Raw genomic sequence first — 20611 nt, forward strand, 5'->3', positions numbered from 1 at the left:
GTATCGAGGCGGGTGTCGAGCCTGCCAGAACCTCAAGGAGAGCGATACGCCATGAACGAGCATAGCAACATTGTCCCACTGCGTCAGCCCGATGAGATCGACGATCCACTGACGAATATTTTGCGATCTGGAGCTCGGCAGCTGCTTGCGCAGGCTGTCGAGATGGAAGCCGAGGCGTTTCTCGCCGCGATGAAGGGCTTGAAGCTTCCCGATGGCCGCGACCGCCTCGTGCGACACGGCCATGGTCCAGTGCGGACGATCCAGACGGGGATCGGCGCCGTCGAAGTCGCCCGGGTAAAGATTCGCGATCGCGCGGTGACCAGCGATGGCGAGCGGATCCGCTTCACCTCGGCGATCCTGCCGTTGTGGGCACGGCGCACGAAGAGCTTGGATGCACTTTTGCCGGTTCTGTACCTGCGAGGCATCTCGACGGGCGACTTCCAGGAGGCGCTGGCGGCGCTCTTGGGCAAGGATGCGCCGAATCTTTCTCCGGCGGTGGTTTCCAGACTGACGACGGAGTGGCAGCTCGAGTACGAGCGTTGGCAGAAGCGCGATCTGTCGGCGCGCCGGTACGTATACGTGTGGGCGGACGGCGTCTTCCTGCAGGCTCGCATGGAAGACCACAGCGAATGCATGCTGGTGCTGATCGGCGCGACGCCGGAAGGCAAGAAGGAACTCATCGGCTTCCAGGTCGGCGTGCGCGAGAGCACGCAGAGCTGGCACGAACTGCTCGTCGAGGCGAAAACCCGAGGGCTGAAGATCGCCCCGGAAATCGCCGTCGGTGACGGCGCGCTCGGCTTCTGGAAGGCGCTCGACGAGGTCTTTCCCGCCACGCGACATCAGCGGTGCTGGGTGCACAAAACCGCGAATATCTTGAACAAAGTCGCAGTGTCGGTACAGGCCAGCATGAAGAAGGATCTGCGCGAGGTCTATTTGGCGTCCAACCGAGCTTCGGCCGAAGTGGCGATCGATGTCTTTGCCGAGAAATACGGAGCGAAGTACGACAAGGCGGTCGAGTGCCTGACGAAAGATCGCGACGCAATGCTTGCGTTCTACGAATTCCCCGCCGAGCATTGGGACCACTTGCGGACGACGAATCCCATCGAAAGCGTGTTCGCGACGGTCCGGCACAGAACGGTGCGCACGAAAGGTTCGTTATCGTCAACGACTGCCAAGTTGATGGTGTTCAAGCTGCTCTGCGCCGCATCAAAGACCTGGCGGCGGCTGAAAGGCACAAATCAGTTGCCGAAGGTCAGCGCAGGTGTCAGATTCGAAAACGGCATCGAGGTCATCCAAGTGCCGGAAAACCACGCCGCCTGATCGCCTCGTCACCCAAAATCCCGCATAGCTCGAACTGCCTTTGTAGACGACACAACAGCGCGCTGTCGCCGTTGGATGCCGCTGCCAAGATATTCTTTGCCGGCCTCAGGGACTGCTTGGAATCGAGCGAAGCCGTCTTGCCGTACTTGCTGTCCGGTCATGATGTCGAACGCTGGCTGCTGAAGACGCTCAAAGCTATGGCTGTGTCCGGCAGTCTTGCTCAGGGCCGTGTAAAATTACCCGGCGCCTTCGAACGCGGCGTCGACATCATCCGCATGCTCGAACATGTCGATGAGTGGCCGGAGGCCACGGGCCTGTACTTCATCATGCCTACGGGATCGCAACTGATCAATCACACGCGTTTCCAGCTGCAGCCATGGTACGGCGACGCTCAGAAGGAGCTTGTCGGGCTGTGGTCCAACTTTTTGGGCTTGGAGTTCGTTATGATGATTGCAGCTCCGAACGTCCTCCAAAGCCCGGGACTCAAGAACTGGCTGTACCGGCCTTCGGCCATCGACGTGCTGATCGGCAAATCCAAGCGGCAAATCGGCCTAAGCTGGCAGGACGGACGCCTACACCGGCCGATACAGGTGACATTCGAGAAATTGGTGACGAGCACGGCCTCCAAGGGAACGGATAGCTAGCAGCTTCGCCATTCTTGGGTTAAGCCCAGCCATACCGTCGTTGAAAACGTAAATCGTGAATGCGATTAGACGATTTGCCAGAGGCACGACTGGCAGCCTCACTCCGCGGCTTCCGCAGGCGGGGTCTTAAGCTCCGCAAATTTCGCCGTGCGTCTCGCGCTCGAGCATGAGCTGCAGCGCGTCCGTGAGAAACAGCCGGCAAGCGAGCGCGCGGCAGCGAGCATTGCCATCGCCAGGACAATGGGGCCGGGTGGCGGCTCCTTCGACATGAAAACCTTCACCGACGACATGTGGGGCGACATCTGATGTATATCGATGCCTCCGCGATCGTGGCCATCCTGGGAGAAGAAAATGACGCCGGGGATCTGCTGGCGCGGCTTGATAGCTCCTCGTCCCAGTTACTGGTGTCGCCGCCGACCGTCTATGAGGCCGTGATCAGCCTCGCCCGGAAGAAGGCGGACGAGAATGGCATGCAGGGTAAGCCAGCGCCTGTGCACTTCATCGAAACCTCACAGTCGGCTGTCGCAACGTTCTTGGAGGATTTCGGGATCAAGGAGATCATGGTTTCAGCCGATATCGGCCGAAAGGCTGTGGATGCCGCCAAACGCTACGGGAAGGTGGTCGGCCACAAGGCGGACCTGAATTTCGGCGACTGCTTCGCCTATGCCGGCGCCAAGGCCTATCACGTGCCCCTGCTCATCGTCGGATTGCCCTTTGTCAGCTTCTTGATCGTCACATCCTGCGCCTTGTCGTTCGCAAGGCGGAGATTGCGGTCCGCACCAATCAAGGCGTCCTTGGTCTTCTGCAGGTGATCAATCGACTTATCGATCTCAGCGATTGCGGTCTGGAAGTGCCGGGACGCAAGATCGAAGTTCTTCGAGAATGCGGTCTTGAACGTTTCGAGCTGGCTCTCAAACTGAGTGATGTCGATATTCTGCGCCTTCACAAGCGCGAGCTCGGTCTTGTATTTGAGCGAGTTGATCGCCGCATTCCGCAGCAGCGTAATCATCGGCAGGAAGAACTGCGGCCGGATGACATACATTTTCGGGTAGCGATGGAAGACATCAACGATGCCCGTATTGTAAAGCTCGTTATCTGGTTCGAGCAATGAGACCAGGATGGCGTATTCGCAGCCCTTTTCGGTGCGATCCCGGTCGAGCTCCTTGAGAAAATCTTCGTTCTTGCTTTTCGTGGCGGTTTTGTCGCACTCGTTCTTCATCTCGAACATGATCGAGATGATCCCGGTGCCGGCCTCATCCGAGTCGCGGAAGATGTAGTCGCCCTTACTGCCGGTCCGGGCGTCGTTGTCTTTCTCGAAATAGGCCCGCGGAAACGCCATCGAGCGAACCCGGTTGAACTCGGTCTCGCAGTGCTGTTCGAGGGTCTCGCCGACCATCTTGGTCGAGAGACGGGCCTTCATATCCTTGAGGCGTTCGATCGCGTCGTCCCGATCCTTGATCTGGGTTTCATACTTGTCCTTGAGCGACTGCTCGGACAGCTGCTTTTCAAGCTGGACCTGCTTGATGCCGTTCTTCAGCTCATCGCGCTCTTTCTCGATAGCGCCGACGGCTTCGGTCACGGCGAGCTTCTTCTCCAGCTCGACGGCCTGAAGCTTGGCCTTCAGCTCTTGGATTTCCTTTTCCTTGGCGGCAGTGATCTTGTGCTGCTCGCTGGCCAGAAGCGCCTCGGCAAGCTCCGAGGCGGCCTTCTTCTCGCGCTCGGACTCGGCCAGCGCGTTCGCGAGTCTGTCACGCTCCTTTTCGACGGCGCTAAGCGCTTCGGTCACCGCGAGCTTCTGCGAAACTCCACTGGCCTCGAGCTTGGACTTCAACTCCTGGATTTCGGCATCCTTGGCAGCGGCGGTCTTCTGCAGATCGCTGGCAACTTGGGCCTTGGCCAGCTCCACCGCGCTTTGCTTGTCGCGCTCGGCCAATTCCAGCCGTTCGTGCAGTTGCTTTGCGAAATCGGCGTCGCGGACCTGCTTCAGAATGTCGGCATAGCCGGATTCATCGACCTTGAAGGCCTTAGCACAGTGGGGACAGATGATCTCGTGCATGGTTGCTGCCCGGATGGGCGTTTCCTGTTTCCGTTGAAAAGCTGGCTGCGGGGCTCACAGAATCGCCCCCGAGCATTTGAGAACAAAATTAGAACAGGCCAATCTGAACGGTCAAGCGATGCGCATCGCTTCCGGGCATTTTCCCCGGTTTTTCCGATAACGGCTGAGTTTGCGGGCAGCAGTCGAGCACCGGGCGAATCGAAACCCGGCTGACCATTGCAAAGACTCGAACTCCAAGGAACGGCGTCATGGTATACTGCGCTCATGAGCAAGCGGCACGTTGGCAAAATCTGCGTCTACTGCGGCACCCCACCTGCGACCATGGACCACGTGCTGGCGCGCGAATTTTTGCCGATCAGCCGCCGGGACAACCTGCCTAAGGTCCCGGCCTGCGGCGCCTGCAACGGCGTCAAGAGCGGCCATGAGCACTATCTCACCGCGGTATTGCCGCTTGCCGGCAATCATCGAGATGCGCTTGGCGTCCTGTCGACGATGGTTGAGCCGCGATTAGCGAAAAACGCGAAGCTGAAGGCCCAACTAGTACCCACTTTTCTTGGAACGTGAGTCGTGATTCAAGGTCGGGATGATACCCGAAGCAAGAGAAGTCCACCTTTCGAGGAAAGATCGCAAGGTGCTTGAGGCGTGCTGTCGCTCACCGGTGACGTTGCAGCGCGATTTGAAGCGGGCGCGGATAGTTCTGTTGGCGGCGGATGGGCGCAGCACCCGGTCGATCGCCAAGGAAGTTGGGGTCCAGCCGCGGATTGTCAGCCTTTGGCGGCATCGCTATGCCGACCATGGCCTTGAAGGGCTGCAAGACAAGCCGCGGCCTGGCAAGCAGCCGATCTATACGAAGACGACCGACAAGCGGATTCTGAAGCTGCTGGATAAGCCGCCACCGCAAGGGTTTGCGCGCTGGACCGGCCCCCTGCTGGCCGAGGCGCTGGGCGATGTCGATGTCCAATATGTCTGGCGGTTCCTGCGCAGCCACAAGATTGACCTGGTGGCTCGCAAGTCCTGGTGCGAGAGCAACGACCCGAACTTTACGGCCAAAGCCGCCGATGTTGTCGGCCTCTATGTCGCGCCGCCGGCGAAGGCCATTGTGCTGTGCGTGGACGAGAAGCCCTCGATCCAGGCTTTGGAGCGAGCGCAGGGTTATCTGAAGTTGCCCAATGGCCGCGCCTTGACCGGCCAAAGCCACGATTACAAGCGGCATGGCACCACAACATTGTTTGCGGCGCTCGAAGTCGCCACCGGAAAGATCATCGCGACCCATTCAAAACGCCGGCGCCGCGTCGAGTTTCTCGATTTCATGAACAGCGTCACCGCGGCTTTTCCGAACCGCAAGCTTCACGTCATCCTCGACAACCTCAACACCCATAAAAAGAACGAGGACTGGCTCAAGGCCCACCCCAACGTGCAATTTCATTTCACGCCGACAAGTGCGTCATGGCTCAATCAGGTCGAAGTATGGTTTTCCATCTTGCAGGGGCAGTCGCTCAGCGGCACCTCCTTCACGAGCCTCAAGCAGCTTCAGGAACACATCGATGCCTACGTCAACGCATACAACGACAGAGCCGAGCCCTTCGTCTGGACCAAGAAAAAGGTCCGTCAACGCCGTTTCAAAGGCCGCCGTATCACTCAGCTCTGATTCCGGGTACTAGCCTCTGAGCAGCGGCAGGAGCTGATACTTAAAAACGGCATGCTCGTGCCGTCAATGACACTGCCGTTCGATGCGACCCGCGTCGACGAACTGTTCAAGTTCATCACGCAGGGGCTGCTGTTCCACCACTTCGGAGCGATACTCGATCGGAAGAAGCACGGCGTTTGGGCGGGATTCCTTAATCGGCAAGGCGAGGAGATGCACCGGCAGCTGCTCGCAACGCCCGCTCCCGCATCACCGACGATCTAGTACCCACTTTTCTTGGAACGTGAGTCGTGATTCAAGGTCGGGATGATACCCGAAGCAAGAGAAGTCCACCTTTCGAGGAAAGATCGCAAGGTGCTTGAGGCGTGCTGTCGCTCACCGGTGACGTTGCAGCGCGATTTGAAGCGGGCGCGGATAGTTCTGTTGGCGGCGGATGGGCGCAGCACCCGGTCGATCGCCAAGGAAGTTGGGGTCCAGCCGCGGATTGTCAGCCTTTGGCGGCATCGCTATGCCGACCATGGCCTTGAAGGGCTGCAAGACAAGCCGCGGCCTGGCAAGCAGCCGATCTATACGAAGACGACCGACAAGCGGATTCTGAAGCTGCTGGATAAGCCGCCACCGCAAGGGTTTGCGCGCTGGACCGGCCCCCTGCTGGCCGAGGCGCTGGGCGATGTCGATGTCCAATATGTCTGGCGGTTCCTGCGCAGCCACAAGATTGACCTGGTGGCTCGCAAGTCCTGGTGCGAGAGCAACGACCCGAACTTTACGGCCAAAGCCGCCGATGTTGTCGGCCTCTATGTCGCGCCGCCGGCGAAGGCCATTGTGCTGTGCGTGGACGAGAAGCCCTCGATCCAGGCTTTGGAGCGAGCGCAGGGTTATCTGAAGTTGCCCAATGGCCGCGCCTTGACCGGCCAAAGCCACGATTACAAGCGGCATGGCACCACAACATTGTTTGCGGCGCTCGAAGTCGCCACCGGAAAGATCATCGCGACCCATTCAAAACGCCGGCGCCGCGTCGAGTTTCTCGATTTCATGAACAGCGTCACCGCGGCTTTTCCGAACCGCAAGCTTCACGTCATCCTCGACAACCTCAACACCCATAAAAAGAACGAGGACTGGCTCAAGGCCCACCCCAACGTGCAATTTCATTTCACGCCGACAAGTGCGTCATGGCTCAATCAGGTCGAAGTATGGTTTTCCATCTTGCAGGGGCAGTCGCTCAGCGGCACCTCCTTCACGAGCCTCAAGCAGCTTCAGGAACACATCGATGCCTACGTCAACGCATACAACGACAGAGCCGAGCCCTTCGTCTGGACCAAGAAAAAGGTCCGTCAACGCCGTTTCAAAGGCCGCCGTATCACTCAGCTCTGATTCCGGGTACTAGGTTCCGGCGCGCTCGTGTATGAGGGCGCGCAAGGCGTGGATTTCCCGGAGATGTCAATCTGGGTATTCCGGATCTTCAGAGCTGGCCCCGCAAATTCGGACAGTAGCTTGAGTGGATTTTTTGCCTGACAGCGGCGAGGATTCTTGCTGCGAATCAGGAGCGAAGATGACGAAGAAGAGCCGCCGGACGCATTCTCCGGCATTCAAGGCGAAGGTTGCTTTGGCTGCGGTCAAAGGCGACAAGACACTGGCGGAGCTGGCGCAACTGTTTGATGTTCATCCGAACCAGATCACGATCTGGAAAAACCAGCTCCTGGAAGGCGCCGCCGGCGTGTTTGGGCATGACAAGACATCGGCCGAGACGCCGGTCGATTTGAAGGCGTTACATGCCAAGATCGGCGAGCTGGCGTTGGAAAACGATTTTGTGTCCGGCGCGCTCACCAAGGCGGGCCTGCTGAGCGCAAAGCGATGATCGACCGCGATCATGATCTTTCTATCGTGCGCCAGGCGAAGGTCCTGAAGCTGGCTCGCAGCACGGTCTACTATGAACCTCGGCCAGTTTCGGCCGAGGACCTTGCCTTGATGCGTCGGCTCGATGAGCTGCATCTCGATTATCCCTTCGCGGGAGCGCGTATGCTGCGATCGTTGCTGCGGCGGGAGGGCGTATACGCCGGTCGCCGCCACATCGCGACGCTGATGAAGCGCATGGGGATCGAGGCGGTCTATCGTCGCCCGAACACGAGCAAGCCGGCTCCGGGTCACAAGATCTACCCGTACCTGTTGCGCGGATTGAAGATCGAGCGGCCCGACCATGCGTGGGCAATGGACATCACCTACATTCCGATGCGGCGTGGCTTCGTCTATCTCGCGGCGGTCGTCGATGTGTTCAGCCGACGGGTCCTGGCCCATCGCGTCTCGATCACAATGGAGGCGGCCTTCTGCGTCGAAGCGGTCCAGGAGGCGTTGGCGAAGCACGGCAGGCCCGAGATTTTCAACACGGATCAGGGCAGCCAGTTCACCAGCCTCGAGTTCACCGATGTGCTGCTGGACGCGAAGATCGCCATCAGCATGGACGGCAAGGGCGCCTGGCGCGACAACGTGTTTGTCGAGCGGCTCTGGCGCACGGTCAAATACGAAGAAGTATATCTCCGCGCCTACGACAGCGTGTCCGAGGCGCGAGCGTCAATTGCCAAGTATCTGGCCTTCTACAATCAGGGACGCCCTCACTCGAGCCTTGACGGGCGCACGCCCGACGAGGCTTACTTCGGCACGCAAGCTATGGTGATGGCCGCATGACCGTCGCCGACGGTTTTGTCGTCGCTCTGGTCGGGCTACGCCCTCCCGACGCAACGACAAAACCGTAAAGCCCCGCGTTCAGCATAACCCGGCAGGAATCCACTTAAATCCAGCGGGGCGCTGTCCAAACAACCGGGGCCAGCTCTTAAGGCTGATCTGGCAGCGGGGTTAGCTTGGGTTTGTCGAGTTCGGCAAACAGTTCGGCGCGGCTTGAGCCGAAGCCACGCATTTGACGAGCATTGAGTTCGTCGACGAGTGTCTTGATGGCGGCGTTGAGCTCGGCCCGGGAAAAGAAGCGCTGATTGCGCAGCCGGGCCAGAATCCAGCGCTGAGCGATTTGCACTGCGACCTCGACCTTCGCCTTGTCTTTTGGGCGCCGCGGCCGTGCGGCGAGAATGGCCGTGCCGTAATGGCTCGCCATCTCGGCATAAGTGCGATTGAGGCCGGGATCGTAGGAGCTATGCGGGATTTTGGGTGACGAGGCGATCAGGCGGCGTGGTTTTCCGGCACTTGGATGACCTCGATGCCGTTTTCGAATCTGACACCTGCGCTGACCTTCGGCAACTGATTTGTGCCTTTCAGCCGCCGCCAGGTCTTTGATGCGGCGCAGAGCAGCTTGAACACCATCAACTTGGCAGTCGTTGACGATAACGAACCTTTCGTGCGCACCGTTCTGTGCCGGACCGTCGCGAACACGCTTTCGATGGGATTCGTCGTCCGCAAGTGGTCCCAATGCTCGGCGGGGAATTCGTAGAACGCAAGCATTGCGTCGCGATCTTTCGTCAGGCACTCGACCGCCTTGTCGTACTTCGCTCCGTATTTCTCGGCAAAGACATCGATCGCCACTTCGGCCGAAGCTCGGTTGGACGCCAAATAGACCTCGCGCAGATCCTTCTTCATGCTGGCCTGTACCGACACTGCGACTTTGTTCAAGATATTCGCGGTTTTGTGCACCCAGCACCGCTGATGTCGCGTGGCGGGAAAGACCTCGTCGAGCGCCTTCCAGAAGCCGAGCGCGCCGTCACCGACGGCGATTTCCGGGGCGATCTTCAGCCCTCGGGTTTTCGCCTCGACGAGCAGTTCGTGCCAGCTCTGCGTGCTCTCGCGCACGCCGACCTGGAAGCCGATGAGTTCCTTCTTGCCTTCCGGCGTCGCGCCGATCAGCACCAGCATGCATTCGCTGTGGTCTTCCATGCGAGCCTGCAGGAAGACGCCGTCCGCCCACACGTATACGTACCGGCGCGCCGACAGATCGCGCTTCTGCCAACGCTCGTACTCGAGCTGCCACTCCGTCGTCAGTCTGGAAACCACCGCCGGAGAAAGATTCGGCGCATCCTTGCCCAAGAGCGCCGCCAGCGCCTCCTGGAAGTCGCCCGTCGAGATGCCTCGCAGGTACAGAACCGGCAAAAGTGCATCCAAGCTCTTCGTGCGCCGTGCCCACAACGGCAGGATCGCCGAGGTGAAGCGGATCCGCTCGCCATCGCTGGTCACCGCGCGATCGCGAATCTTTACCCGGGCGACTTCGACGGCGCCGATCCCCGTCTGGATCGTCCGCACTGGACCATGGCCGTGTCGCACGAGGCGGTCGCGGCCATCGGGAAGCTTCAAGCCCTTCATCGCGGCGAGAAACGCCTCGGCTTCCATCTCGACAGCCTGCGCAAGCAGCTGCCGAGCTCCAGATCGCAAAATATTCGTCAGTGGATCGTCGATCTCATCGGGCTGACGCAGTGGGACAATGTTGCTATGCTCGTTCATGGCGTATCGCTCTCCTTGAGGTTCTGGCAGGCTCGACACCCGCCTCGATACGCCGCCTATCTCATTCCGTCATCACCCAGTTTCCCGCATAGCTCGGATCGTAGCGGTCGGGGTTGCTGACGGCGGCTTTGAGGTTGTCGCAGACCACGAACGTCGGCGTTCCGCTCAAAAACGTGAACAAGTTGACGTGGGCCCGGATCCAGTCGGCCAAGCTCTCGCTGGGGCAGGCCTCGGCGTAGGTGTAGTTCGAAGCGCCCATCGCCGCGACGAACAGCTTCATCGGCTGCACTTCCCCGGTCAGGGGATCGACGATGTCGATGGTGTCGCCGGCGAAATCCACGAACACCTTCTCGCCGCCCAGATGAATCTGCCGCATCGAAGGTCGGACCCGCCCCTTCCAGGCCTCGTAGGTAGTGCAGAACCACGTGTACCCGAAACCGTCGGGATTAACGGCGCGATACTCCTCCCAGAGCAGGCGACGGGTTACGTTGCGCCGGCGGAGCTCTTTATCGATGTAGCTCCAGTCGGGCACCGGCCGCTGCGGGCTCTGAGACGCTGGTCGTGGGGCCGGGAAAAGCAAAAGCTCCAGGTCTTCATCGGTCATTCCCTCCGGAAGCGGCCAGCTCAACCCAGCAGAGCGGGCGCGGCTCAGGTAGCTGTGCACAACGCCGTTGCTGACGCCCACGCTCCGCGCGATGGCCCGCTCTGGCAGGCCTTGAAAATGTTTTAACCGAAGGACTTCCTTGATCCGGCGCATCGACAATCTCTGGGTAGGCATTGGACTTCCTCGTTAACCACGAGGTCATCCCTAAGCCGGTTGAGTTGTCGGCCGAAGCGCTGCAAGGCTCCGAAAGCCTTGCTCACGATCCCGCGAAATCGTTGCTCACGATCGTCTGAAATCTCTGCTCACGATCCCCTGAAATCCGCGCTCACGATCCCGCGAAACGCGCATGGGGACCCCGCCAAAATACCGGAACGCCTCTTCGTGGAGCTGCGCCCAGACTTGTTGGCTGGACTTCCAGACTACCCGCCGGAAGCTGCGCCGCGAGTAGCGTAGCGTCATCACGAACAGGCGGGGACGACGGTACCGCCCGCTCTTCGGATCAACCGTCGGCGCGCCCTCGCCATAGTCGACCTGAGCTTCCTCGCCGGGGAGGAACTCAAGACGATCAAACTGCTCAGGATCAGCGTGCCGCAACCGGCGCACAAACCGCTTGACACTCTGGTAGCTGGACGGAAAGCCAAATTGATCAACCAGGTCCTGGTAAATCGCCTGCGCGTTCCGCTGAGCTATGGCGGAATCTGGGTGATGACGGTGTGAGGAAGGCGGCGTATCGAGGCGGGTGACGAGCCTGCCAGAACCTCTCGAGGAGAGCGATACGCCATGACCGAGACTACCAATGTTCTTGCTTTCCGTCAGCCGTCCGCGGTTGATGATCCACTGACCGATATCGTTCGTGCCGGCGCGCGGGACCTGCTTGCCAGGGCGATCGAGATCGAGGTTGGCGCGTTTCTGGCCAGCACGGCCAATCTGACGCTGCCCGACGGTCGAGCGCGCCTGGTCCGACATGGGCACGGTCCGGTGCGCGAGATTGCGACCGGCATCGGTCCGGTGGAGGTCGCTCGTCCCAAGGTCCGCGACCGCGGAGCGAGCGGGCCAGGCGACCGCCTCCGCTTCAGTTCGGCAATCCTGCCGCTATGGGCGCGGCGGACGAAGAGCCTGGATGCCTTGATCCCGGTCCTCTATTTGCGCGGCATCTCGACCGGCGACTTCCAGGAGGCGCTCTCGGCGCTGCTCGGCAAGGATGCGCCGAACCTGTCGCCTTCGGTGATCGCCGGCCTGAAGGCCGATTGGCAGGTCGAGTACGAACGCTGGCAGAGACGCGATCTGTCGGCGCGTCGCTATGTCTACATCTGGGCCGATGGCGTGTACCTGCAGGCCCGCATGGAAGATCACAGCGAATGCATGCTGGTGCTGATTGGCACCACGCCGGAAGGCAAGAAGGAGCTGATCGGCTTCCAGGTCGGCGTGCGCGAGAGCGCGCAGAGCTGGCGCGAACTCCTGATCGACCTGCGGCAACGCGGGTTACGGATTGCCCCGCAACTCGCCATCGGCGACGGCGCCCTCGGCTTCTGGAAGGCACTGGACGAGGCCTTTCCCGGCACGCGGCACCAACGATGCTGGTGCCATAAAGTGAGCAACGTACTCGACAAGGTCGCCAAATCCGTGCAGGGCCCCATGAAGAACGACCTGCGGAACATCTATCTGGCCCCACACCGGGCCGAAGCTGAAACCGCGATCGACGTCTTCGTCGAGAAATACCACGTCAAATACGGACGTGCGGTGGAGTGCCTGATCAAGGATCGCCATGCGCTGCTCGCCTTCTTCGACTTCCCTGCTGAGCACTGGATCCACCTACGCAGCTCGAACCCGATCGAGAGCGTCTTCGCCACGGTGCGCCACCGAACGGTGCGGACCAAGGGATCGCTGTCGCAACAAACTGCGAAGCTGATGGTGTTCAAGCTCATCGACGCCGCATCGAAGACCTGGCGGCGATTGAAGAGCACGAACCAGTTGCCGAAAGTCATCGCCGGTGTAAAGTTCATCGACGGAATCGAAGTCATTCCGAACACTGAAAGCCACGCCGCCTGATCAGGCCGCGTCACCCAAAATCAGCCATAGCTCCGTTCCGCTTCAGCCGGACCTGTTCTTCGATCCACGTCCGATGCGCTTCGCAAGCCGAACGGGCCAGGCTGCTGGTGACCGTCGCTTCCGATGTCCCAAAAGCCGGTGGTCGGGGTGGAGGAATTTGGCCGTCCGCGCTCACCGAGCCGGTGGTCACTTCCCCGGGGGAATTTGCCTCCGCACCGGCCCGCAGCGCCTGATAACGCCGGATCGTCTTGCGATCGACACCCGTCAGCCGGTGAATCTCGCGCTGGCTGGTGTTGCGATCAAGTAATGTAAGTACGGTGCTTTGCAGATGTCGCTTCAAGACGTTCAACTCCCCGGCCCCTTGCTGGCTAAAGGGGTCGAACATAAACGTCCTGCCTGACCGGCTACTGCTGTTCAGCGGCGCTGACGGCGATCATCAGGTGGGGGAGTTTCAAGTGACCATACCCGGGGGATTTTGACCGACCCACGGGGCGTTATCCGGTTCTTGTCCATCGGGTCGCGGATTTGCTCCACGCTTTCTTCAGACCCCGTCTTGCGACGACGCCCTTGCGCTTCGCTAACCCTTCGCCACCATCAGGCTGGGTAGAGGACTTCCACCTCCAAGCTGTCGTTCATACTCGGCACACAGAAAAGGGGCCGCATCTCTGCGGCCCCTTGCCGGTTGCAATCTTACTCGTAATGAAACGCCAGCCCCGGCGAACCCAACCTAGAGTTTTCCACGCCTAGTGAAACCCCGATAAAATACGGTGTATGCGCAAATAGCCAATCGCAGGCCACACGGGGCGGGCGATCATCGGGCTACATTCTGCGGCGAGTCGGCGAGATCCTTTGAGCCCTCGATCGCCTTTAGGTTCGGTTTCGCCGATTCAAGCACGACCGGCAGCGCAAAAAGCATCGATCGCGTGATTGAATAGTTGTCCGTGAACAAGCCTCCAAGCACTTGATTGGGAGTCTGTTTTCCGCTTGCGGCGGCATTTGAGATTGCAGGGGATTGAGGCTTCACAGCCCAAAACCCTGCAATTTCGATTTTGGATTTCCCTGCCGCTGCGAACCGTGATTCTGTGCTGCATCGGAGGCACCGATGCGACCAAAGAAGCACAGGACGACAGGCTCGAACGATCTGTTCCGGTCCCGGCTGGACCAGATCATCAACATGCGACACGAGCTGGTTCTGCTCGCCGGCAGGGTCGATGAGCTATGGCTGATTTTGGGTGACGCGGCCTGATCAGGCGGCGTGGCTTTCAGTGTTCGGAATGACTTCGATTCCGTCGATGAACTTTACACCGGCGATGACTTTCGGCAACTGGTTCGTGCTCTTCAATCGCCGCCAGGTCTTCGATGCGGCGTCGATGAGCTTGAACACCATCAGCTTCGCGGTTTGTTGCGACAGCGATCCCTTGGTCCGCACCGTTCGGTGGCGCACCGTGGCGAAGACGCTCTCGATCGGGTTCGAGCTGCGTAGGTGGATCCAGTGCTCAGCAGGGAAGTCGAAGAAGGCGAGCAGCGCATGGCGATCCTTGATCAGGCACTCCACCGCACGTCCGTATTTGAAGTGGTATTTCTCGACGAAGACGTCGATCGCGGTTTCAGCTTCGGCCCGGTGTGGGGCCAGATAGATGTTCCGCAGGTCGTTCTTCATGAGGCCCTGCACGGATTTGGCGACCTTGTCGAGTACGTTGCTCACTTTATGGCACCAGCATCGTTGGTGCCGCGTGCCGGGAAAGGCCTCGTCCAGTGCCTTCCAGAAGCCGAGGGCGCCGTCGCCGATGGCGAGTTGCGGGGCAATCCGTAACCCGCGTTGCCGCAGGTCGATCAGGAGTTCGCGCCAGCTCTGCGCGCTCTCGCGCACGCCGACCTGGAAGCCGATCAGCTCCTTCTTGCCTTCCGGCGTGGTGCCAATCAGCACCAGCATGCATTCGCTGTGATCTTCCATGCGGGCCTGCAGGTACACGCCATCGGCCCAGATGTAGACATAGCGACGCGCCGACAGATCGCGTCTCTGCCAGCGTTCGTACTCGACCTGCCAATCGGCCTTCAGGCCGGCGATCACCGAAGGCGACAGGTTCGGCGCATCCTTGCCGAGCAGCGCCGAGAGCGCCTCCTGGAAGTCGCCGGTCGAGATGCCGCGCAAATAGAGGACCGGGATCAAGGCATCCAGGCTCTTCGTCCGCCGCGCCCATAGCGGCAGGATTGCCGAACTGAAGCGGAGGCGGTCGCCTGGCCCGCTCGCTCCGCGGTCGCGGACCTTGGGACGAGCGACCTCCACCGGACCGATGCCGGTCGCAATCTCGCGCACCGGACCGTGCCCATGTCGGACCAGGCGCGCTCGACCGTCGGGCAGCGTCAGATTGGCCGTGCTGGCCAGAAACGCGCCAACCTCGATCTCGATCGCCCTGGCAAGCAGGTCCCGCGCGCCGGCTCGAACGATATCGGTCAGTGGATCATCAACCGCGGACGGCTGACGGAAAGCAAGAACATTGGTAGTCTCGGTCATGGCGTATCGCTCTCCTCGAGAGGTTCTGGCAGGCTCGTCACCCGCCTCGATACGCCGCCTTCCTCACACCGTCATCACCCAGATTCCGCCATAGCTCGGGTCGATTGGGACTGGATCGACGGCGAGATCGCGCCGCTCTACAGCGACAACGGTAGGCCGGGTATCGCGACCCGATTCATGATCGGATTGCTGCTGCTCAAGCACATCTACGGCCTGTCCGATGAGGGGGTGTGCGAGCGCTGGGTCCACGATCCGTACTTCCAGTTCTTTGCGCGTTTCGGGGGATCGTGAGCGCGGATTTCAGGGGATCGTGAGCAGAGATTTCAGACGATCGTGAGCAACGATTTCGCGGGATCGTGAGCAAGGCTTTCGGAGCCTTGCAGCGCTTCGGCCGACAACTCAACCGGCTTAGGGATGACCTCGTGGTTAACGAGGAAGTCCAATGCCTACCCAGAGATTGTCGATGCGCCGGATCAAGGAAGTCCTTCGGTTAAAACATTTTCAAGGCCTGCCAGAGCGGGCCATCGCGCGGAGCGTGGGCGTCAGCAACGGCGTTGTGCACAGCTACCTGAGCCGCGCCCGCTCTGCTGGGTTGAGCTGGCCGCTTCCGGAGGGAATGACCGATGAAGACCTGGAGCTTTTGCTTTTCCCGGCCCCACGACCAGCGTCTCAGAGCCCGCAGCGGCCGGTGCCCGACTGGAGCTACATCGATAAAGAGCTCCGCCGGCGCAACGTAACCCGTCGCCTGCTCTGGGAGGAGTATCGCGCCGTTAATCCCGACGGTTTCGGGTACACGTGGTTCTGCACTACCTACGAGGCCTGGAAGGGGCGGGTCCGACCTTCGATGCGGCAGATTCATCTGGGCGGCGAGAAGGTGTTCGTGGATTTCGCCGGCGACACCATCGACATCGTCGATCCCCTGACCGGGGAAGTGCAGCCGATGAAGCTGTTCGTCGCGGCGATGGGCGCTTCGAACTACACCTACGCCGAGGCCTGCCCCAGCGAGAGCTTGGCCGACTGGATCCGGGCCCACGTCAACTTGTTCACGTTTTTGAGCGGAACGCCGACGTTCGTGGTCTGCGACAACCTCAAAGCCGCCGTCAGCAACCCCGACCGCTACGATCCCGGCCTCAATCGCACTTATGCCGAGATGGCGAGCCATTACGGCACGGCCATTCTCGCCGCACGGCCGCGGCGCCCAAAAGACAAGGCGAAGGTCGAGGTCGCGGTGCAAATCGCCCAGCGCTGGATTCTGGCCCGGCTGCGCAATCAGCGCTTCTTTTCCCGGGCCGAGCTCAACGCCGCCATCAAGACACTCGTCGACGAACTCAATGCTCGTCAAATGCGTGGCTTCGGCTCAAGCCGCGCCGAACTGTTTGCCGAACTCGACAAACCCAAGCTAACCCGGGGTCGGAACAAGAGCTGTTCCTCCAGACACGCTAAGATCGAACGAAGTGCGAACACTCGTGAGAGATCTGTAGAAGAACCGGCTGGCCGGTTGCATCCTTGCGGCTAGTTCTGAACCACTTGCCCATTGGAGATGAGTCCCTGTAGGGCAGCGGGAGATTGCGGGTGGGTAGAAGAAAGCTGATCAGTTCGAAGGAGACGACAACGCTCCTGGGGATCGCGGCGGACGAGAGCATCTTCCACCAGCGCCAACGGATGCTTGTTGCCTTCGCCGTCAACTCCGATCGCGGCGACCAGCACGAGATCGTCGCCGAGATGCAGCCCGTCGATTTGGACCACCAGAAGGTCGAGCGCGGACAGATCGGCAGCCATGAAATCGGCCAGCCGCGCCGCCGACAGCGCTACGAACCTCCGCGAGGCCGCCGACTTCGAAACCCCCGATCGGGGCGGTGCCGGCACGTCACCCTCGGGCAGCCGGACAGCGCGGCCGAACCGGCGCGTCGACACATTGATCAGCATCAGGTTCATCGCCCAGCGACCGAGCCAGTCCTCCTGCGCCGCCGTTTCCCAGCTCGGGATCGTGACCTCGCGGCCGTCCACGCCCCGAACCCGCGGGCGCTCGACTTCGATCTTGCCGCCGTGGAAACCAATCCGTCCCCGCGTTCGGCCCCAACGGTGCGCCCGCCGCGCCGCATCGCGACCGTGGCGCGGTCCGCAGGCCGCCACAACATCCGCCTCCATCATCATGCCGAGCGCCTCGATCCCTGCCGCCAGGCAGAACCGATCGAAGCTCGCCCGCACTTCCGCAAACGCCTCGTCCACAGCCCCGGTCGCCGGCCAACCAGCCGGTGTGATATCTCTCGTCATGGCGTTGCTCTCCTTTGTGGAATCAGCACCCCGAGCCTACCGGCTCAAGGTGGGCAACGCCGACCTCTTCAGAAATTCAACAGAACCCGGGACATCCCCGGCTCGTCCGGTTCAAGCCGTCAATGTCCTAAGATCGACAATTGGACAGCAGTATTTCCGCGTTCGGCGCGAAACGACGAGATCTTTCTTTAGGGTCTGTACCTAAATAGCGCCACGTGATTCTCTTGCCTACGTGTTGATTCGGGGGCGAGAGAATGCGCGCTGGTTTGTTTTGGCTGAACGACAGGCAATGGGCGCGTATCGAACCGCATCTGCCGAGGGGACTGACGGGGCCGGATCGGGACGACGACCGACGCATCGTCAGCGGCATCATTCACATGCTGCAATCGGGTGCACGATGGCGTGATTGTCCACGTGAATACGGCCCTTACACGACGATCTACAATCGCTTCAATCGCTGGGCCAAGCGAGGACGATGGTGCGCAATCTTCGAAGCGCTGGCCAAGCCTGGCGAAGACGGCGTCGTACTGTCGCTCGACTCGACCTCGATTAAAGCTCACCGGTGTGCCTCCGGCGGAAAAGGGGGGAGCACAATCAAGCAATCGGCCGCTCGCGCGGAGGCCGCACGACAAAAATCCATGCGCTGAGCGATCCGCTCTGCCGGCCGGTCGTCCTGCATCTGACTCCAGGCCAGGATGCCGATATCGCTGCGGCTCCCGATGTCCTGGCGCTCGCGCCACCCATGAGCGTGCTCCTCGCCGACAAAGGGTATGATGGCGACAAGCTTCGCGGCGAAATCATTCGTCGTGGCGCCAAGCCCGTAATCCCCAATAAATCTAACCGTGTCGTCATCCATCGCTTCAACAAACGCGCCTACAAAGGACGAAATGTCATCGAACGCTGCTTTTGCAGGCTCAAGGACTTCCGGCGCATCGCCACGCGATATGACAAGCTCGCCCGTAATTTTTTGGCCGCTGTTCATCTCGCCGCTCTCGTCGCATATTGGCTCAATTGAGTCTGGACCCTAGGAAAGAGCTTGCAGAACGTCTTTGGCACGGCGATTGCTGCGACGGTGGGCGTCACATCACAATGGTCTGCACTCCGCCAAGAGTTCAGATCAACCCTGTTCGATTTATCCATGTCCATGGCATGCTGATGCTGCCGCTTCCATGGCGCGCACCCGTCGCGAGGTCTCTCACATGCTCATGTCGCTTGGAGTTCTGGCGATGACTTGGCCACAACGGTGCCAAGGAGGAGGTGCTGCGCGCCACGTTCCAGGTGAGAGGTGCCGCGAGCCATTCGTGGCAGATCGAGCTGGCGAGCGTCAATCTACAGCTGAAGCGGGGCGATCCGACGCCAGCAGTGGGTGCGGACCTAGTTTTCTCAGGAGCTGACGGCGATGGAAGGATGTCAGTGTTGGCTTAGATAGGCAATTAGCTGATGCGCTGGCGTATCTCTAGTCATGTTCAGAGTTGGTGGCCAAGCGGTCGGGCGTATCACATGCCGCCAAGTTTAATCGCTAGTCGTCGCAGATCCTGTGCGGATTGTGGGGGCTTGGCCGGTCAATCACCTGCCGTTGAAGTGGGGTGCCACGCTAGTGGCAGAGATAAGGCTTTATCATGGATGTGAAGCGCGATCGTCATGACCCAGAGCTATCGCCAAATTTTGGTGACGGCCGGGCCGGTCAGGCGGCGGCGGTTTTGGGCTCACGGTCAGCCGTGCTTGGCGATGACCTCAATCCCGTCGTTGAATGTCACACCGAGCACGAGTTTTGGCAACTGGTTGTGACCATCGAGTCGACGCCAACTTTTCTGCGCGGCCTCGGCCAGTTTGAAGACCATCGCGAGCGCCGTCCTGTTGGACAGGCAACCCTTCGATCGGATCGTGCGGTGGCGCACGGTGGCGAAGGTGCTTTCAATGGGATTGGTCGTTCGCAGGTGTTTCCAGTGCTCGGCGGGGAAGTCGTAGAAAGCCAGCAGCGTGTCCCGATCCTTGCCGAGGCAGTCGGCCGCCTTTTCGTATTTGGGTGTGTAGCTCTCGATGAAGGCGTCGAATGCCAGCTCGGCGGTGGCCTTGGACTCCGCCATCCAAATCTCCTGCAGCGCGCGTTTGGCTTTCGGCTGCTGGCTCTTTGGCAGCTTGGCGAGCACGTTGGTGGTCTTGTGCACCCAGCAGCGCTGCTCGCGCGTTGTCGGCCAGACCTCACCGGCGGCCTTCCAGAACCCGAGCGCGCCGTCGGCAATGACGAGCCGCGGCGACACGTCGAGCCCACGCCGCTTCAGATCGAGCAGCAGATCGCGCCAATCGTGCGCGCTCTCGCGGGCGCCATCGGTGAAGCCGACCAGTTCCTTGCGGCCTTCCGGCGTCGCGCCGATCAGCACCAGGATGCACTGCTTCTCGTCCTCGAGGCGAGCTTCGAGATGGATGCCATCGGCCCAGATGTAGACATAGCGCCTGGCCGAAAGATCGCGCTTTTGCCACGCGGCGTACTCGTCGAGCCAGCCGTCCTTCAGGCGACCAACGGCGGATGCCGACAACCCGGCAGCATCCTTGCCGAGCAGCGCCGCCAGCGCCTCGGAGAAGTCGCCGGTCGAGATCCCCTTCAAATAGAGGATCGGCAGCAGCGTCTCGATCGACTTCGACCGCCGCATGTAGGGCGGCACGACCGATGGCGAGAACCGGATACGGTCGGGATCGGCGGCGGCGGCCTCGCGATCGCGCACACGCGGCTGGCGGACGGAGACTGGACCGATCCCGGTCATCACCTCGCGCTCCGGCAGGTGACCGTGGCGGACCACACGCTGCTGGCCGTCCTCGGTCTTCACATCGGCATGCTTGCCGAGAAAGTCCGCGACCTCGGCCTCGACCGCCTGCGCCAACAGAGCGCGGGCCCCGTTACGCAAGATTTCGGTGAGTTGGTCGTCGAACACTCCTGGCTGAATCAGCTTGGTGACGTTATCGTTGGACACGGCATATCGCTCCTTCGGTGGAGAAGTGGAGGCGTCAAGCACCCCCACGATATGCCGCCTTCCCGATTCCCGCCGTCACCAACTTTCAGCGATAGCTCCAT

At 60.7% G+C, this 20611-nt stretch carries 14 protein-coding genes and 9 pseudogenes; 14 read left to right on the forward strand and 9 right to left on the reverse strand.

Annotated elements, in window-relative coordinates:
* The first annotated feature begins 51 nt into the window (after positions 1-51).
* The 4 genes and pseudogenes from ABIF91_RS00745 to ABIF91_RS00760 form a co-directional block, all read left to right on the forward strand.
* Entirely contained in the window at positions 52-1320 is a 1269-nt protein-coding gene (locus ABIF91_RS00745; RefSeq protein WP_014497957.1) for an IS256 family transposase, read from the forward strand.
* A gap of 71 nt (positions 1321-1391) precedes the next feature.
* Positions 1392-1964 carry a hypothetical protein gene (locus ABIF91_RS00750; protein WP_028182303.1) on the forward strand — a complete coding sequence of 191 codons (573 nt, stop codon included), beginning with the start codon at positions 1392-1394 and terminating at the stop codon, positions 1962-1964.
* Positions 1965-2036: 72 nt separating this feature from the next.
* A complete protein-coding gene (locus tag ABIF91_RS00755; RefSeq protein WP_424578690.1) occupies positions 2037-2270 on the forward strand; it encodes a type II toxin-antitoxin system VapB family antitoxin in 234 nt (77 codons plus the stop codon).
* Positions 2270-2602, forward strand: a pseudogene (locus tag ABIF91_RS00760) (PIN domain-containing protein); the annotation flags it as partial. The gene ABIF91_RS00755 and the pseudogene ABIF91_RS00760, both read left to right, overlap by 1 nt.
* Before the next feature lie 44 nt (positions 2603-2646).
* Here ABIF91_RS00760 and ABIF91_RS00765 read toward each other — a convergent pair.
* Positions 2647-4020, reverse strand: a complete 1374-nt coding sequence (locus tag ABIF91_RS00765; protein WP_424578677.1) for a DUF2130 domain-containing protein — start codon at positions 4018-4020, stop codon at positions 2647-2649.
* A 321-nt stretch (positions 4021-4341) separates the two neighbouring features.
* On the opposite strand from ABIF91_RS00765, the gene ABIF91_RS00770 reads away from it, so the two are divergent.
* The 5 genes from ABIF91_RS00770 (at position 4342) to ABIF91_RS00790 (ending at position 8344) form a co-directional block, all read left to right on the forward strand.
* Positions 4342-4584 (forward strand): hypothetical protein, encoded by a 243-nt coding sequence (locus ABIF91_RS00770; protein ID WP_424578678.1) that lies wholly within the window; start codon positions 4342-4344, stop codon positions 4582-4584.
* 19 nt (positions 4585-4603) lie between these two features.
* On the forward strand, positions 4604-5668 hold the full coding sequence (locus ABIF91_RS00775; protein WP_026192128.1) for an IS630-like element ISRj1 family transposase: 1065 nt from the start codon (positions 4604-4606) through the stop codon (positions 5666-5668).
* A 66-nt stretch (positions 5669-5734) separates the two neighbouring features.
* The gene (locus ABIF91_RS00780; protein WP_424578679.1) at positions 5735-5929 is read left to right on the forward strand and encodes a hypothetical protein; all 195 of its coding nucleotides are present in this window, start codon (positions 5735-5737) and stop codon (positions 5927-5929) included.
* Between the two features lie 42 nt (positions 5930-5971).
* Positions 5972-7036 carry an IS630-like element ISRj1 family transposase gene (locus ABIF91_RS00785; protein WP_026192128.1) on the forward strand — a complete coding sequence of 355 codons (1065 nt, stop codon included), beginning with the start codon at positions 5972-5974 and terminating at the stop codon, positions 7034-7036.
* 178 nt (positions 7037-7214) lie between these two features.
* A protein-coding gene (locus tag ABIF91_RS00790) for an IS3-like element ISRj2 family transposase (protein WP_424578686.1) occupies positions 7215-8344 on the forward strand; the annotation gives its coding sequence in 2 pieces (ribosomal slippage) (positions 7215-7473 and positions 7473-8344; 1131 coding nt in all).
* Positions 8345-8492: 148 nt separating this feature from the next.
* On the opposite strand, the pseudogene ABIF91_RS00795 reads toward ABIF91_RS00790, so the two are convergent.
* The 4 genes and pseudogenes from ABIF91_RS00795 to ABIF91_RS00810 all read right to left on the reverse strand — a co-directional run.
* A pseudogene (locus ABIF91_RS00795) lies at positions 8493-8798 on the reverse strand (IS21 family transposase); the annotation flags it as partial.
* Positions 8799-8830: 32 nt separating this feature from the next.
* On the reverse strand, positions 8831-10099 hold the full coding sequence (locus tag ABIF91_RS00800) for an IS256 family transposase (RefSeq protein ID WP_014497957.1): 1269 nt from the start codon (positions 10097-10099) through the stop codon (positions 8831-8833).
* A 94-nt stretch (positions 10100-10193) separates the two neighbouring features.
* Positions 10194-10877: pseudogene (istA, locus tag ABIF91_RS00805) on the reverse strand (IS21-like element ISFK1 family transposase); the annotation flags it as partial.
* Positions 10878-10997: 120 nt separating this feature from the next.
* A pseudogene (locus tag ABIF91_RS00810) lies at positions 10998-11387 on the reverse strand (IS21 family transposase); the annotation flags it as partial.
* A 96-nt stretch (positions 11388-11483) separates the two neighbouring features.
* On the opposite strand from ABIF91_RS00810, the gene ABIF91_RS00815 reads away from it, so the two are divergent.
* Positions 11484-12752, forward strand: coding sequence for an IS256 family transposase (locus ABIF91_RS00815; RefSeq protein WP_038952271.1), 1269 nt, complete (start codon positions 11484-11486; stop codon positions 12750-12752).
* A 34-nt stretch (positions 12753-12786) separates the two neighbouring features.
* Here the strand turns inward: ABIF91_RS00815 and ABIF91_RS00820 are convergent.
* Positions 12787-13137, reverse strand: a pseudogene (locus ABIF91_RS00820) (IS21 family transposase); the annotation flags it as partial.
* A 717-nt stretch (positions 13138-13854) separates the two neighbouring features.
* On the opposite strand from ABIF91_RS00820, the gene ABIF91_RS00825 reads away from it, so the two are divergent.
* A complete protein-coding gene (locus tag ABIF91_RS00825; RefSeq protein ID WP_284277706.1) occupies positions 13855-13998 on the forward strand; it encodes a hypothetical protein in 144 nt (47 codons plus the stop codon).
* Here the strand turns inward: ABIF91_RS00825 and ABIF91_RS00830 are convergent, their stop codons facing one another.
* Positions 13999-15267: an IS256 family transposase gene (locus ABIF91_RS00830; protein ID WP_424578680.1), complete on the reverse strand. Its 1269-nt coding sequence runs from the start codon at positions 15265-15267 to the stop codon at positions 13999-14001. It abuts the gene before it with no gap.
* A gap of 93 nt (positions 15268-15360) precedes the next feature.
* Here ABIF91_RS00830 and ABIF91_RS00835 point away from each other — a divergent pair.
* Both ABIF91_RS00835 and istA (ABIF91_RS00840) read left to right on the forward strand, forming a co-directional pair.
* Positions 15361-15537 (forward strand): annotated as a pseudogene (locus tag ABIF91_RS00835) (transposase); the annotation flags it as partial.
* 172 nt (positions 15538-15709) lie between these two features.
* A pseudogene (gene istA, locus ABIF91_RS00840) lies at positions 15710-16672 on the forward strand (IS21-like element ISFK1 family transposase); the annotation flags it as partial.
* Positions 16673-16905: 233 nt separating this feature from the next.
* On the opposite strand, the pseudogene ABIF91_RS00845 reads toward istA (ABIF91_RS00840), so the two are convergent.
* A pseudogene (locus ABIF91_RS00845) lies at positions 16906-17541 on the reverse strand (IS256 family transposase); the annotation flags it as partial.
* 254 nt (positions 17542-17795) lie between these two features.
* Between ABIF91_RS00845 and ABIF91_RS00850 the strand changes: the two are divergent.
* Positions 17796-18556 (forward strand): IS5 family transposase gene (locus ABIF91_RS00850; RefSeq protein ID WP_110115998.1). Its coding sequence is split into 2 segments (ribosomal slippage): positions 17796-18135 and positions 18135-18556, totalling 762 coding nucleotides; the frame shifts between segments, so codons are not numbered across the junction.
* A gap of 669 nt (positions 18557-19225) precedes the next feature.
* On the opposite strand, the pseudogene ABIF91_RS00855 reads toward ABIF91_RS00850, so the two are convergent.
* Positions 19226-20510 (reverse strand): annotated as a pseudogene (locus tag ABIF91_RS00855) (IS256 family transposase).
* Positions 20511-20611 lie beyond the last annotated feature (101 nt).

The sequence above is a fragment of the Bradyrhizobium sp. USDA 241 genome, assembly GCF_049739505.1.
GTDB classification, from domain to species: domain Bacteria; phylum Pseudomonadota; class Alphaproteobacteria; order Rhizobiales; family Xanthobacteraceae; genus Bradyrhizobium; species Bradyrhizobium liaoningense.